The 13990-nt window shown below is 73.1% G+C and carries 14 protein-coding genes; 4 read left to right on the top strand and 10 right to left on the bottom strand.

What is annotated here, in order from left to right:
- The first annotated feature begins 77 nt into the window (after positions 1-77).
- Together ACWCPN_RS29075 and ACWCPN_RS29070 are read left to right on the top strand one after the other, a co-directional pair.
- Entirely contained in the window at positions 78-1403 is a 1326-nt protein-coding gene (locus tag ACWCPN_RS29075) for a nucleobase:cation symporter-2 family protein (protein ID WP_451212251.1), read from the top strand.
- A 112-nt stretch (positions 1404-1515) separates the two neighbouring features.
- Positions 1516-1917, top strand: a complete 402-nt coding sequence (locus ACWCPN_RS29070; protein ID WP_451211925.1) for a winged helix-turn-helix transcriptional regulator — start codon at positions 1516-1518, stop codon at positions 1915-1917.
- Positions 1918-1925: 8 nt separating this feature from the next.
- On the opposite strand, the gene ACWCPN_RS29065 is transcribed toward ACWCPN_RS29070, so the two are convergent.
- From ACWCPN_RS29065 to ACWCPN_RS29050, 4 genes are all read right to left on the bottom strand, one after another.
- Positions 1926-2348, bottom strand: coding sequence for an acyl-CoA thioesterase (locus ACWCPN_RS29065; protein WP_451211922.1), 423 nt, complete (start codon positions 2346-2348; stop codon positions 1926-1928).
- A 54-nt stretch (positions 2349-2402) separates the two neighbouring features.
- Positions 2403-3032, bottom strand: a complete 630-nt coding sequence (locus ACWCPN_RS29060; protein WP_451211919.1) for a hypothetical protein — start codon at positions 3030-3032, stop codon at positions 2403-2405.
- A gap of 116 nt (positions 3033-3148) precedes the next feature.
- Positions 3149-3748, bottom strand: a complete 600-nt coding sequence (locus tag ACWCPN_RS29055) for a histidine phosphatase family protein (protein WP_451211916.1) — start codon at positions 3746-3748, stop codon at positions 3149-3151.
- Between the two features lie 163 nt (positions 3749-3911).
- Entirely contained in the window at positions 3912-5123 is a 1212-nt protein-coding gene (locus ACWCPN_RS29050; RefSeq protein ID WP_392402048.1) for a pyridoxal phosphate-dependent aminotransferase, read from the bottom strand.
- 81 nt (positions 5124-5204) lie between these two features.
- Here ACWCPN_RS29050 and ACWCPN_RS29045 point away from each other — a divergent pair, with 81 nt between their 5' ends.
- Positions 5205-5831 (top strand): winged helix-turn-helix transcriptional regulator, encoded by a 627-nt coding sequence (locus ACWCPN_RS29045; protein WP_451211912.1) that lies wholly within the window; start codon positions 5205-5207, stop codon positions 5829-5831.
- Positions 5832-5915: 84 nt separating this feature from the next.
- Here ACWCPN_RS29045 and ACWCPN_RS29040 read toward each other — a convergent pair whose 3' ends face one another.
- From ACWCPN_RS29040 to ACWCPN_RS29030, 3 genes are read right to left on the bottom strand one after another with little or no spacing between them, the layout of a single operon-like run.
- Positions 5916-6716: a hypothetical protein gene (locus ACWCPN_RS29040; protein WP_451211910.1), complete on the bottom strand. Its 801-nt coding sequence runs from the start codon at positions 6714-6716 to the stop codon at positions 5916-5918.
- Positions 6716-7978, bottom strand: coding sequence for a VWA domain-containing protein (locus ACWCPN_RS29035; RefSeq protein WP_365128641.1), 1263 nt, complete (start codon positions 7976-7978; stop codon positions 6716-6718). The genes ACWCPN_RS29040 and ACWCPN_RS29035 overlap by 1 nt, the downstream gene beginning before the upstream one ends.
- A gap of 18 nt (positions 7979-7996) precedes the next feature.
- Complete coding sequence (locus tag ACWCPN_RS29030) at positions 7997-9502, bottom strand: IucA/IucC family protein (protein WP_451211907.1); 1506 nt, start codon at positions 9500-9502, stop codon at positions 7997-7999.
- A gap of 123 nt (positions 9503-9625) precedes the next feature.
- On the opposite strand from ACWCPN_RS29030, the gene ACWCPN_RS29025 reads away from it, so the two are divergent.
- Positions 9626-11128 carry an IucA/IucC family protein gene (locus tag ACWCPN_RS29025; RefSeq protein ID WP_451211904.1) on the top strand — a complete coding sequence of 501 codons (1503 nt, stop codon included), beginning with the start codon at positions 9626-9628 and terminating at the stop codon, positions 11126-11128.
- Positions 11129-11698: 570 nt separating this feature from the next.
- On the opposite strand, the gene ACWCPN_RS29020 is transcribed toward ACWCPN_RS29025, so the two are convergent.
- From ACWCPN_RS29020 to ACWCPN_RS29010, 3 genes are all read right to left on the bottom strand, one after another.
- Positions 11699-12769 (bottom strand): HTTM domain-containing protein, encoded by a 1071-nt coding sequence (locus ACWCPN_RS29020; protein WP_451211901.1) that lies wholly within the window; start codon positions 12767-12769, stop codon positions 11699-11701.
- 79 nt (positions 12770-12848) lie between these two features.
- Complete coding sequence (locus ACWCPN_RS29015; protein ID WP_451211898.1) at positions 12849-13490, bottom strand: DUF5819 family protein; 642 nt, start codon at positions 13488-13490, stop codon at positions 12849-12851.
- 264 nt (positions 13491-13754) lie between these two features.
- Positions 13755-13990 (bottom strand): hypothetical protein (locus ACWCPN_RS29010; RefSeq protein WP_451211895.1); only part of this gene is annotated, 236 nt, incomplete at its 5' end.

Genomic DNA, 13990 nt, shown 5'->3' with positions numbered 1-13990 from the left:
CCGCCGTGTCCGCCCACCCCGTCGACGCCGACGAGCAGTCCGTCCACCCCGTGGACGAGAAACTCCCCGCCCTGAAGATGGCGACCAGCGGTCTGCAGCACGTGGCCGCCATGTACGCGGGCGTCGTCGCCCCGCCCCTGATCGTCGGCGCGGCCGTAGGCCTGTCCGGCACCGAGCTCACCTTCCTCACCGGGGCGTGCCTGTTCACCGCGGGACTCGCCACCTTCCTGCAGACCCTCGGCATCTGGAAGATCGGCGCCCGGCTGCCCTTCGTCAACGGCGTCACCTTCGCCGGCGTCGCTCCCATGACGGCGATCGTCACCTCCGCCGAGGACAGGTCCGACGCCCTGCCCATGATCTTCGGCGCGGTCATCGTCGCCGGACTCCTCGGCTTCCTCGCGGCCCCCGTCTTCTGCAAGGCCGTCCGCTACTTCCCGCCGGTCGTCACCGGCACGGTCATCACCCTGATCGGCGTCTCCCTGCTGCCGGTCGCCTTCAACTGGGCGCAGGGGCCGAACCCGGCCGCACACGACTACGGTTCGGCCACCAACCTCACCCTGGCCGGCGTCACCCTGCTGCTCGTGCTGCTGCTGCGCCGCTTCACCCGCGGCTTCGTCAAGCAGATCGCCGTCCTGCTCGGCCTGATCGCGGGCACCGTGATCGCCATACCGTTCGGCGTCACGGACTTCGCCCCGGTGACGAAGGCGGCCGTGGTGGGCTTCCCGACGCCGTTCCACTTCGGCGCCCCGCAGTTCCACATCGCCGCGATCCTGTCGATGTGCGTGGTGATGGTGGTGTCGATGACCGAGTCCACGGCGGACATGCTGGCCCTGGGCGAGATCGTCGAGCGCCCCGCGGACGAGCGGACCATCGCGGCCGGCCTGCGCGCCGACACCCTCGGCTCGGCCCTCAGCCCGGTCTTCAACGGCTTCATGTGCAGCGCCTTCGCGCAGAACATCGGACTGGTCGCCATGACGCGCATCCGCAGCCGTTTCGTGGTCGCCGCGGGCGGCGGCTTCCTGGTCCTGATGGGCCTGTGCCCGATGGCCGCCTCGCTCATCGCCGTCGTACCCCGCCCGGTCCTCGGCGGCGCCGGTGTCGTGCTGTTCGGCTCGGTCGCCGCCAGCGGTATCCAGACCCTGGTCCGGGCCGGCCTGGAGCGGGACAACAACGTCCTGATCGTGGCCGTGTCCCTCGCCGTCGGCATCATCCCGATCACGGCGCCGGATTTCTACCACGCCTTTCCGGACACCGCGAAGATCGTGCTCGACTCCGGCATCTCCACCGGGTGCGTCACCGCGGTCCTGCTCAACCTGGTCTTCAACCACCTCGGCCGCAGCCGGGACGCCGCCGACGTCACCCATCCGATGGAGTCGGGCGAGGAACTGACTCCCGTCCACTGAGCGGCGCGCGGGCAGCGGGAGGCGGAGCGGGGCACGGTCCCGCCCGCCTCCCAGCGGGTGCGGCCGGGGGTGTCGTGGGCGAGCATGGAGGCCGGTGCGAGGAGGGAGTCCGATGGCGCGCAGGAACACCGGTGTCACCGTCCGGGCGGTGGACGCGGGCGCCTGCCCGGTGCGCGAGGTGCTCGACCGGGTGGCCGGCAAGTGGAGCGTGCAGATCCTCGTCGCCGCCGCCGCGCGGCCCGTCCGGTTCACGGAGCTGGAGCGCGGCATCGAGGGCATCAGCCGCCGCATGCTGTCCCTGACCCTGCGCCACCTGGAGCGCGACGGCCTGGTCACCCGTACCGTGCATCCGACGGTCCCGCCCCGGGTGGAGTACGGACTGACGCCCGTCGCCCGGGAGTTGCAGCCGACGCTGCGACGGCTGGCCCACTGGGCCGAACGCAACCGGGGGTACGTCGCCGAGGCCCGGGCGGTCTACGACGCCGAGCACCCGCCGGAGCTGCTCGACGCGTAGGACCGTGGTCACAGACCGAGGAGTCCGAGGTCCGTCGCCAGTTCCTCGAACACCTCACGGGGATCGGCGAGCAGCTTCCGCTTCTCCAGGTCGAGCATGCCGCCCACCGCGGTGACCTCGGCCGCCACCGTGCCGTCGGGCTTGCGTATCTCCTGCCGGATCCGGAAGGTCTTGCCGCCGCCCCACTCGAACGCGCAGCTCACGTCGACCTCGTCCCCGGCGAGCAGCTCGCGGCGGTACCGGATCGTGGTCTCCAGGGCCACCGGCCCCACGCCCCGGTCGCGCAGCCGGGCCTGGGTCACCCCGACGGCCTGGAGCAGCGACCAGCGGGCGTGCTCCGCGTAGTTGAGGTACACCGCCTGGTTGAGGTGGCCCTGCACGTCGGTCTCGTAACCGCGGACGGTCACACGGACGGAAAACGGTACGGCCACGGCCGGCGCCCTTTCGTCGTTCGCTTCCTCGACCCGATGATCCTCGCACGCGCCTCAGGTCCGCCGCGGCGACGCCAGCAGGTACCGCACCCTGGTCCTGGGCTCCGTGTACGCGCCCGCCTGCCAGCCCGCCCGCTCCAGCGTCGCCGCGCACGCCAGCAGGGCCGGCTCGTCGGGTGCGTGGACCGCGACCGCCTCCGGCTGCGGTGTCGCCCGCACCCGGTAGCCGTCGCCGTCCGGGCCCGCCGGGCGGTGCCCCGCGGCCTCCAGGGCGAGCGCGGCGGCCCGCACCAGGTGCGTGCGCTCCCAGCCGCACGGGCGGTCGGTCGCACCGCCCGGGTTGGTCATCCGGCGCAGCTCCAGCAGTCCCTGCCAGGCGCTGCGCACCTCCCGCAGCCGGGCCGCCCCGGACACCGGGGCCTCCGCCTCCCCGCCGACGCGCGCGGCGAACCCCTCCCCGGCGGACGCGGGCTCCTCGGCGGCCGCCGGAGCCGCGGGCTCCGCCTCGCGCGTGCGGTGCCCGGCCGGGGTGAGGAAGTGGTCGTGCGGCGGCCGCGGGTGCCGGAAGGCGAGCCCCCGCCGCACCAGCGCGTCCAGCTGCGCCGGCGTGCCGCGCAGCCGTCCGGTCACCGGATCGGCGGCCTCGATCAGCCGTCGCTGTGCGACGGTCGGCGGTCGTGTCACGGCGGCCCCTTCCGATGCGCCGGCGCCCGGGAGCCGCCGGACCGGCGACTCGTTCCGAGCGTACGACCGGGGTCTGACAACGGCCCCGCCCCGGGGTCCGGGACCGGCCGGACCGGTCAGCCGGGAGCCCGGACGTTCCACCCCGCGATGACCGGCCGCCCGTGCTCGGTGCCGAGCCGGCCCAGCGCCCCCGTCGCGAGCTGGAACAGCGCCCCGTGCTGCGGCGGCAGCCCGAGCCGGCGCGCGGTCAGGACCCGCAGGAAGTGGCCGTGGGCGACCAGCAGCACCACTCCCTCGGTGTTCGCCAGCGCGGCGTCCACCTTGCCGAGCATCCGGTCCGCCCGCTCCCCGACCTGCTCCGGGGTCTCCCCGGGGTGCTCCGGCGGGCCCGGCGTGACCCCGTCCGTGAACAGGAACCAGCCGGGCCGCTCCCGCTGGATCTCGACCGTGGTCACGCCCTCGTAGCCGCCGTAGTCCCACTCGCGCAGATCGGCGTCGACCCGCGCGTCCTGGACGCCGATGAGCGCGGCGGTCTCCCGGGCCCGCTGCAGGGGGCTGACGAACGCGGCACCGATGCGGTGCGAGCGGATCAGCGGCACCAGCCGGCGCGCCTCCTCCCGGCCGTGCTCGGTCAGGGGCACGTCGGTCCGGCCGGTGTGCCGTCCGGACCGGGACCACTCGGTCTCACCGTGCCGGACAAGAAAAAGGTCACCCACGTCGACGCCCTTCCCGCTGACCTTCAGCGCATGCCCCCGAACGGTTTCACACCGCTCCGGACGCCCGCAGGGCGGGTTGGGCCGGACGGCCGTTCGCCCTTCGGGGGCACGACGGACCGGCCGTCACGGCGGCCCGCCGCCGGGTGAGCGCGGCCGGTACGGGCTACCCCTGCCGGTACCCGCCGAGGAAGCGTCCGATCCGGCCGATCGCCGCCTCCAGGTCGTCCGCGTGCGGGAGGGTGAGGATGCGGAAGTGGTCGGGCGAGGGCCAGTTGAAGCCGGTGCCCTGGACCACCTGGATCTTCTCGCGCAGCAGGAGGTCGAGGACGAACCTCTCGTCGTCGTGGATCCGGTGCACCTTCGGGTCCAGGCGCGGGAAGGCGTACAGCGCGCCCCTGGGCTTCACGCAGGACACCCCGGGGATCTCGTTGAGCTTCTCCCAGGCCACGTTCCGCTGCTCGTGCAACCGCCCGCCCGGGGCGGTGAGTTCGCGGATGGACTGGCGGCCGCCGAGCGCGGCCTGGATGGCGTACTGCGCGGGTGCGTTGGCGCACAGCCGCATGGAGGCCAGCATCGTCAGGCCCTCCAGGTAGTCCTTCGCGTGCTGCCTGGGCCCGGTGACGACCAGCCAGCCGGAGCGGAAGCCCGCCACCCGGTACGTCTTCGACAGGCCGCAGAAGGTCAGGACCACCAGGTCGGGGGCGAGGGCGGCGGCGGAGTGGTGGACGGCGTCGTCGTAGAGGATCTGGTCGTAGATCTCGTCGGCGAGGACCATCAGACCGTGGCGGCGGGCCAGGTCGAGCATGCCCTCCACCACCTCCTTCGGATACACCGCGCCGGTGGGGTTGTTCGGATTGATGATCACCAGGGCCTTGGTGCGGTCGGTGATCTTCGACTCCAGGTCGGCCAGGTCCGGGTTCCAGTCGGCCTGCTCGTCGCAGAGGTAGTGCACCGCCTTGCCGCCCGCCAGCGTGGTCACCGCCGTCCAGAGGGGGAAGTCCGGGGCGGGGACGAGGATTTCGTCGCCGTCCTCGATCAGTGCCTGCACGGCCATGGAGACCAGCTCGGAGACCCCGTTGCCGAGGAACACGTCGTCGACGTCCACCGCGAGGCCCAGGGTCTGGTAGCGCTGGGCCACCGCGCGGCGGGCGGAGAGGACGCCGCGCGAGTCCGTGTAGCCGTGCGCGCGGGGCAGCATCCGGATCATGTCCTGGAGGATCTCCTCGGGCGCCTCGAAGCCGAACAGCGCCGGGTTGCCCGTGTTCAGGCGCAGCACGCTGTGGCCCGCCTCCTCCAGAGCGTCCGCGTGCTCGATCACCGGCCCGCGGATCTCGTAACAGACCTCGCTGAGCTTGTTCGACTGCCGGAACTCCATGCGCCCCTCCGGAAACTCGTGTTGCTTGGTTTTACCAAGTAGGAGCTTGGAAAGTCCAACAACCCGTCTAGACTGCGCCGCATGTCACCTCGCCGAAGCTACGACCAGTACTGCTCCGCAGCCCGCGCCCTCGACCTCGTGGGCGACCGCTGGACCCTGCTGATCGTCCGGGAACTGCTGGCCGGCCCGCGCCGCTACACGGACCTGCACGCGGACCTCCCCGGCGTGAGCACGGACGTACTCGCCTCCCGGCTGAAGGACATGGAGCGCGACGGACTCACCACCCGGCGGCGGCTGCCCCCGCCCGGCGCCGCCTACGTCTACGAACTCAGTGCACGCGGACGCGAGTTGCTGCCCGTGCTGCAGGCCCTGGGGAAGTGGGGCGAGGGCGAGCTGGGGGAGCGGCGCCCGACGGACGCCGTCCGCGCGCACTGGTTCGCGCTGCCCCTGCTGCGGGCCCTCCAGGGTGAGGGTGTCGTCGAAGTCCGCCTGGAGGAGGGTGAGTTCCACCTCGACGTGGGCGCCGCCGACGGACCGGCCTACGGGGACGGGCCCGCGCCCGGCGCGGTGGACGCGCGCCTCGTCCTGGACTCGGCGACCTGTGCGGCCGTCAGCCGCGGCGAGCTGTCCCCGGCGGACGCCGTCCGCGCCGGACGGATCACCGTGACCGGCGACGGCACCCTCGCCAAGGCGCTGCGGGAGGGCTGACGGACGGGGGCCCGCCCAGTCGGCGCGGACGGCCGCCCCGGAGACACGGAAGGCCCGCCGGAGCGGCGGGCCTTCCGCTGTGGCTCAGGCGGACGGGGGCACCCGGGACAGCCGCCCCGAGCCGCGGGTGAGCGCGTAGCCGCCGATGCCCGCGAGGGCGGCCAGGATGCCGCCGGCCGCGGTCCACACCCAGCGGTCCGACCACCAGCCGGATGACCAACCGTCGTCAGGCTCGATGCTCGACAGCACCGCCGGCTTCGAACCGTCCTCGTCCGCCTCCGACTTGACGGCGATACCGGGTACCAGCGGCTTCGCCAGCGAGCCGTCCACGGCCGCCGCACCGCCGATGTCCTTGGAGTCGACACGGATCTCGGTGCTCACCGGCTGGCCGAGGTCGGACGCGGCCAGGTCCACCACGGTCAGGCGGACGTAGTACGTGCCTGGCAGCGGGTCGTTGGCCCACGGCTCCGACCAGGCCCGTACCGTGCGCAGCACGCAGGCCAGCTCGACCGAGGACGTCCCCTGGCCGGCGGTGCGGGTCGCCGCGCCGTACTGGCAGGACTGGCGGCGGCGCAGACCGTCGTACACGTCGATCTGCCAGGTCTGCGTGCCGTGCGTCTCGGGCAGCTTCACCGTCGCCGCGACGGTCGGCCGCTGCTCGGCGTCCGCCGGGAACGACCAGTACAGGTAGTCGCCGGTGGAGCCGGACGCGGTGGCCCGCCCGCCTTGTTCGATCTCCGTGGCCGTCCGGAACGAGGTGCCCGCCCGGGTGGGCACCCCGCCGTCGTCCGAGGCGCTCGGCGACGGCGTGGAGTCGGCGGCCGCCGGACCGGCGGCCAGCCCGAGCGCCAGCAGCGCGGCGCCCAGCACACGTGTGACAGTCATCAGTTCGTCCTCCAGACGGCGACCCGCCAGCGCGACAGCCAGCCCCACAGCAGACCGGCCACGAACCCGGCCAGCACCAGGGCGCCCAGCAGCCACCAGCCGCGGCCGAGGCCGAAGGCGGCCACGTCGGCCGCGTGCGACGGCCCGTCCACCACGTCCACGGTCAGTTCCAGCGGCAGACCCGGGGACGTCTTGACGCCCGCGGCGGCCGAGAAGGAGTTGGTGACCTGGAGGCACACGGTCTCCGCGGCCGCCGCGTCGTCGTCGCTCTCCGGCCTCGGGTACCGCAGGCCCGTGGAGATCGCGTCGGTGCGGCCGGTGCCCGCCGCCTCGCCGCGCACGATCTCCCGGCCGTGCAGGGTCACCGCCCGCAGCAGGACCCCGTAGTCGGGGGCGACCGCCCGGTCGTCGGCCACGCTGACCGAGGCGCGCAGCTCCTGGCCGGGGTTCACGTCGACCTTGTACCAGCGCTGCTGCCCGAACTCCTCGCGGTCCGTGTAGAGACCGGACTTCAGTGCCGGTGCCTTGGCGCACTCGGCGGCGCCCTCGGTGGCCACCGGCGTCACCACCGGATCGGCCGCCCGGTCGACCAGCTGACCCACCCGGTCGCTCAGTTCCTCCTTGTGCCGCACGGAGGTGTAGGTGCCGCCGGTCGCGTCGGCGATGCAGCTGAGCTGGTCGCGGGTCTTGGCGTCGGGGACGAGGCCGAGGGTGTCGATGGTCAGCCCGATGCCCTTGGCGGCTATCTCGCGCGCCACCTCGCACGGGTCCAGCGGCTGACAGGTGTCCTCGCCGTCGCTGATCAGGACGATACGGCGGGTGCCGTCACCGCCGTTCAGGTCGCCGGCGGCCTTCAGCAGCGCCGGGCCGATCGGCGTCCAGCCGGTAGGGGCCAGCGTGGCCACCGCGGTCTTCGCTTCGGTCCGGTCCAGCGGTCCGACCGGGTACAGCTGCGCGGTGTCCTTGCAGCCGGTCCTACGGTCGTCGCCGTGGTAGTTGGCGCCGAGGGTGCGGATGCCGAGCTCCACCTCCTCCGGCGTCGCGTCGAGCACCTCGTTGAAGGCCTGCTTCGCCGCCGCCATCCGGGTGCCGCCGTCGATGTCGCGCGCCCGCATGGAACCGCTGACGTCCAGCACCAGTTCGACCTTCGGGGCGGCCTGTTCCGTCTCGTCGGCGGCGGCCCCGGCGGGGAACGCGAGCCCGGCCGTCAGGGCGGCGAGGAGAGCGCAGACTCCCGCCGCCAGCCGTTGTCTTCTGATCATCGGCGGATCTTATTGATCTCAGGTGCCGGGCTCCAAAACGAGCGGGTTCGGCAGCGCCGTCCACTGGTCACCGGGGATCTCCGGGGACAGCCGCATCAGCGTCAGCGCCTTGGCCGGCAGCGGGCCTTCGCGCAGCGCGGCCAGGTCGGGCGTGTCCGGCAGCGCGGGCACGGCGGCCGCCAGTGCCGCCCCGAGTGCCGGGCCCGAGCCCGCCGTACCCGCTAGCGCTCCGGCCACCAGCGAGCCGAACAGCTTGCGACGCAGGGCCGTTTCGTCGTCCGTGACCAGGCGGCCGGTCAGCGCGGGCGGCGCGATGCCGTGCCGGGCCAGCCGGGCGGGGCTGATCCGGATGTCGGCGAGGTCCCGGTAGACCAGCCGCACCGGGGTGTTGTCCGCCGAGAGGATCACCAGCAGGTTCTGGCCGTGCGCCTCCAGGGCCACACCGAGGTCCAGCAGCCCCAGGCCCACCGTGAGCGCCAGCCGGGCGAAGTCCGCCAGCCAGGCGGGGGAGTCCGGCAGGCCGGTGCCGGGCAGCGCCGCCACCGGCAGCACCCGCTCGCCCGGGCGGGCGTAACCGGCGGGCGACTCCCGCAGCAGCGCGGCCAGATCGGGGGAGTGCGCGGTGACCGCGCCGAGCGTGCGGGTGATGTGCAGCAGCCCGCCGGTGCGGCCCGCCAGGTCCGCCGCGAACGCCGACAGGGCCGCCGCGACCTCGACCGAGTACCCGGAGATGTCCCGCACCGACGAGGTCAGCCGGGCGCTCAGCGCGGTCTTGACGTGCGGACCGCCGGGCAGTGCCAGCGTCCGCAGGGACAGCAGCGGGTGCGCGGCCCGCCAGGGGTCGTACGGCCGCTTGAGCACATGGTCCGCCTGCCAGGGGTGCACCGGCAGCAACAGCCGCTGCCCGTCGCGCAGTTCCTCCGGCCACTCGCCCGACAGCAGGCACTGGTCCGCCGGCACCGGTACCGCCCCCAGCTCCACCACCGGGCGGTGCTCCGGTGCGTAGGCGAGCTGGTCGGCCACCGAGAAACCGGGCCGGGAACGGCAGTTGGGGTGGTAGGGGTGCCCGTCGGTCACCCGCTGCTCCCACTCCCAGTCCCGTTCCGGCCAGGCCGCGGAGGTGTCCGCACCGGCCCGCGAGAGGGCCAGTGAGGCCGTGCTGTGCGCCAGTTCGGCCGCGAAGCCGGCGGCGTGCGGCACCGCGAGGCCGGCCATCAGCCGCGCCGGGTCGTCGTAGCGGTCCCGGCCGAGGCGCACGGACGTGACGTAGGCACCGGTCGCGTACGGGTCCGCGGGCGGCCCCTGCAGACTCCGGCCGTCGGCGAGCCGCAGCACCGGGCCCCGCGCCCCGCCGGCGCGGTGGGAGATCCACGGCAGCGGCTCGTACGCCAGAGCCCGCCACAGCCGGGTCAGCACCGCCGCGCGGGCACCGGGCAGCGCCGCCCGGTACCGCGGCAGCAGACCGGGCCGGACGGCGGCCAGCTCCTCGGCGAGTCCGGCCTCGGCGGTGGCTGAGTCGTACACGTTCGGCTCCTCGGGAAAGGGCAGCTCGGGGCACGATTGTGGGGTACGGCAGAGATACTGATCGCGACCGGCCCCCGGACCCGCCCGGCGGCCCGGCGGGACCGGCACCCCGACGACGGACGAATGGATCGCGTGGACCTCAAGCCTCCCAGTGACGCCGCAGGACGGCGCGCCGACGCGTACGCGTCCGCGCCCCTGCTGAACTGCCTGCTGCGCGAGGTCGCCGAGCCGCTGCCGGCCACCGGGGAACACCGGGTCCACCGCTTGCCCGGCACCGGCCGGCTGCTGCGGGTGCGGGCCGGCCGCCGGCCCGCCGATCCGGAGGTGCGCACGGCCGGGGCCTGGCACCGCCTCGGCCACACCGAGCTGGTCAAACTGGTCGCCGAGGAGCTGCGCCGGCACACCGGGCAGCCGGGCGACGACCTGCCCGCCGAGATGATCGACAGCCGGGAGGCCGTCGCCGCCCTGCTCGCCGCCCGCGCCCGGGCGGCGGCCCCCGCCGACCCCTATCTGCGCTCCGAGCAGTCACTGATCACCGGCCATCCCTGCCATCCCGCCCCGAAGGCGCGCGGTGGCGGCCCGGCCGCGGCCTGGCTGCCGTACGCCCCCGAGGCGCACGCCCGCTTCCCGCTCGCGCTGCTCGGTGTGCGCGCGGACCAGGTGGCCGAGGAGGGCGACACCCGTGCCCTGGACGCCCTCGGCACCGCCCCGCCGGGGTACCGGCTGCTGCCCGCCCACCCCTGGCAGCTCGACCTCGTCGCCCGCGACCTGGAACCCGCGCTCGCCGACGGCAGGCTGATCAGGCTCGGCACCACCGCCTTCGACACCTGGCCCACGGCGGCCGTCCGCACGGTGTACGAGCCCCGGCGCGACCTGTTCCTGAAGTTCAGCCTCGACGTGCGCATCACCAACGACATCCGCCGGCTGTGGCGCCACGACCTGCTGCGGCTGCGCCGTACCGACGCCGCCGTGGAAGGCGCGTTCGCCTCGATGGACCCGCCCGCCGCCTGGCTGTCCGACCGCGGCTACCGCACCGCCGCCTTCGCCTTCGAGGAACTGGCCGTACTCGTGCGGGACGGGCTGCGCGACGACCTCCTGCCCGCCGCCACCCCGCTCCTCGCCGCCGCCCTGGCCGAGGGCTTCGAGGGGAGCCCCCTGGCCGCCGCCGGCGACCCGGAGGCCTGGTGGGAGGCGTATCTGCGGCAGGTCGTGCCGCCCGCCCTGAGCGCGTTCGCCGAGCACGGTGTCGTCCTGGAGGCGCATCTGCAGAACACCCTGGTCGCGGTGGACCCGGCAGGCCTGCCCGTGCAGGCCCTGTTCCGGGACGCCGAGGGCGTCAAGCTGCTCCCGGAGGTCTCCCGGTCCGCAGGGTGGGAGCGGCTGGTGTACTGCCTGGTCGTCAACCACCTCACCGAGATCGCCGCGGCCCTCGCCGAGCACCACCCCGGACTCGACCCCTGGCCGACCGCCCGCCACGAGCTCGCCCGCCACGACCTGCCCGAGATTCCCGCGCTGCTCTCGGCGCCCACCCTCCCGGGCAAGACCAACCTGCTGTTGCGCTGGACCGGTGCGGACGGCGCCGCCGCCCGCTACCTGCCGCTGCCGAATCCGCTGGCCAACGGCTGACCCGGTCGGCCCCCGGGTAATTGCGGGACCTTCCCGCCGGTCGATTCGAGGCGGCCGGAACGGGCCGCGTCCGACTGGTTCCAGTTCCGCCTTATAGTGTCGCGTTCCACGAGTTCATGTGTTGCGTCGTCATTTGTTTCTTGGGAGTGGTCAGTTGACGGAGAACTGGCCGACGGTCAACCTGCCCACGGAGTCAGGTGCATCACGCCGCGAGGCCGTCCTGCGACGGGTGGTCCGCGTCGATCGGCATGCCTTGGAAGTCTCCGCCCTCCCCAGCCGCGACAAGCCACCCAGGGGAGCGAAGGCCCCCAAGGCCACACGGATCGCCGAACTCGGCTGCGGGCGAACGTCGTTCGCCCGCTAATGGCGGATGTCCGACAGCCGCGGCGACGCGCCACCACCGCCGAGCCGACATTTCCGGCGCAGACCGACTCCCCGCCGGCGAGGTCGCCTGCCGTGGACGCGGTGTGTGTGGGGACACGCCGTCCTCCGCCCGACGAGCGGCCGCAACCACGCGTGTGTCTCGGCATCGGACGAGATCTCGGCACAGGTGACCGCGGGTCGCGTCACTCATCCGCGGCCGGACCTCAGGGTGGGTTCACGGTCCCTGGTCTCGGTCCGGGCCTGGTCCACGACGACACCTGGTTCCTCCGGGACCTCCGGCCGCCGGGCGGTGCCCCGCCGCAGCCGGCCGGGATACCGGTAGAAGCGGTCCGGAAGAAAGACGGCGTCCGCGGCGATCATGGCGCCGGAGAAGAGCGGCAGGCCCAGCAGGAGCGCAATGCCCAGGTGCATACCCAACAGCATGGTCAGGACCGGGTATTTGAGCCTGCCGAACAGGACGAACGGAAAGCCCACCTGCAGCAGCACCGTCAGATAGCCGGCGAGGGTGAGCAGCAGGTCGTGCTTGTCCGCCATGAGAGAGAGCGCGGGCCAGGGCCGGAACAGCTCAAGATTCAGCACGTAATGGAGGGCGGTGCCGTTGCCCCAGGAGGCACCCTGCACCTTGTACAGGCCCGCTGCCCCGTACAGGAAGCAGACCTGGGCGGCGATGACGAGCATGCCGCAGTTGTGCAGCACGGCGACCACCGTCAGACGCGCGTCGCGGGCGTGGCGTCGGAATCCACCCGGTGCCCGGTCCGGCGCGAGCCGGGCAGCCTGGGGGGCGGATGCTCGGAGCCTGCTTCTGCGCGCGTCGAGGGACCAGCGTCGACCGCACGCGGTGAACACGAGGTAGAGGGCCATGAGGAGGATGAGGTTGTCCCCCCCGTCCGTCATGTAGATCGCCCTGGCGTGGAACGACGCCACCACGACCGCGAACAGGACGGACACCGCTCTGGTCCGCCAGCCCAGCATGAACAGTGCGGAGATGACGAGGGCTGTCGCGTAGCAGGCCTCGAAGTACCCCCGGCTGTCGGACAGGGTGAGGATGCTGGCCCAGCCGGTTTCGTCGAAGAGTTGCCTGGCCTGTGCCGGTGTCCAAGGAGAGCCTGGACCCCAGATCTCGTCGCGGTGGGGAAACTCGCGCAGCAGGAAGGCGAAGTAGAGGAACCCGTACCCGATGCGCAGCACCGCCGCGGCGTACAAGGAGACCGGCCGCTCCAGCAGGAGGGTCAGGAGTGTGGCGATACGGGACGTCACTCGCTGCGGCGTGGGCGTGAGTGCCCCCTCGGTACCGTGTCCGGGGCGCGGCGCAGTGACCGCCGCGACCGATGTCTGCTCAGCCTGCTGCATGGCCGGCCACCTTCCACCAGGGCAGATAACGGGTGTCGGTGGGCCGCGGTGCGGCCACGCCGGGACGGCGGCCGCCCACTGTGGCCGGTGCGGCGATGGGCAGACCGGTCACTCGCAGTTGGATGGACTCGAACGTGCCACGGCGATGGGCGGCGACGCGATCCGCCGCGATGTTGCGCAGGTACTCCTGGATCATCAGCGCGCGCTGCGAACGCGAACGGTCATCACCGCCGTGCGTTTCGAGGTACGAAGTCCAGGCCCGGCGCAGCATGTTCTGTGCTGTGTGGCTCGGGAAGGGGTCGTGTCTCACGGCGGACGTGTCGACGGCGGTCAGGTCGAACCATCCGCTGACCTGAACGGTGCCGTCCGGCGTGGTGTGCGCGGTCCTCGCGGAGATCTGCCGGTTGACCGACTCGGGCTCCGGCGCGAAGAGCCGCCAGTTCTGTTCGAACAACGGGAAGACCCAGGCGTCGACCTGCCGACTGTATTGCCGGGAGAGGGGATTCGGCGGTGCCACCTGCAGAAATACCAGGGCTACGTGTACCAGGGCCGTCGCCAGACAAAGAACCACGGTGATTCCCACTCCGGCCTTCAGGACCCTGGGCGGATCCGGAGAAGCCTCCACCACGGGCGGTCTCCCGCCCCTCCTCCGCGCGGTCGACGTCGTTCCGGCACCGGACCGGTCCGGTCCCTCCGCATCCGCTGATGCGGCGCCATACCGCATAGCCCCGTCCGGGCTTTCCGCCCCGACTTCTCTCACTTGGTTCTCCTGAGCTTTCGCCGACGGCGTGCGGCGGAATCGAGGACGATCCGTGCCGCACGCCGCCCGTCCTACTCACGCACGTGGGCGGCTGTCTCCGAGCGGTCACCCTGCCGGAGTGGTCCCTATTCGCTACGCAGGATCACAGTCGTAGCCGTCGTCCTTGCCGGGCTGGTCGGCATAGCCGTTGTGGTCATCGGGCTTGCATCCGTGACCATTCCCGCCGGTGGTGCCCGCGGTGGTGGTGCCCGTTGTCCCGGCGGTGGTGGTGCCGGTGGTGCCCGCGGTGGTGGTGCCCGTTGTCCCGGCGGTGGTGGTGCCGGTGGTGCCCGCGGTGGTGGTGCCCGTTGTCCCGGCGGTGGTGGTGC

Source organism: Streptomyces sp. NPDC002386, from assembly GCF_053593175.1.
The sequence above is the reverse complement of the archived record's forward strand: the minus strand, read 5'-3'. Positions and strand labels throughout refer to the sequence as shown.

Coding starts and splice junctions, on each gene's coding strand:
- ACWCPN_RS29070 (WP_451211925.1), top strand. CDS start 1,516: ATGGCGCGCAGGAACACCGGTGTCACCGTCCGGGCGGTGGACGCGGGC.
- ACWCPN_RS29075 (WP_451212251.1), top strand. CDS start 78: ATGGCGACCAGCGGTCTGCAGCACGTGGCCGCCATGTACGCGGGCGTC.
- ACWCPN_RS29025 (WP_451211904.1), top strand. CDS start 9,626: ATGGATCGCGTGGACCTCAAGCCTCCCAGTGACGCCGCAGGACGGCGC.
- ACWCPN_RS29045 (WP_451211912.1), top strand. CDS start 5,205: ATGTCACCTCGCCGAAGCTACGACCAGTACTGCTCCGCAGCCCGCGCC.
- ACWCPN_RS29040 (WP_451211910.1), bottom strand. CDS start 6,716: ATGACTGTCACACGTGTGCTGGGCGCCGCGCTGCTGGCGCTCGGGCTG.
- ACWCPN_RS29035 (WP_365128641.1), bottom strand. CDS start 7,978: ATGATCAGAAGACAACGGCTGGCGGCGGGAGTCTGCGCTCTCCTCGCC.
- ACWCPN_RS29050 (WP_392402048.1), bottom strand. CDS start 5,123: ATGGAGTTCCGGCAGTCGAACAAGCTCAGCGAGGTCTGTTACGAGATC.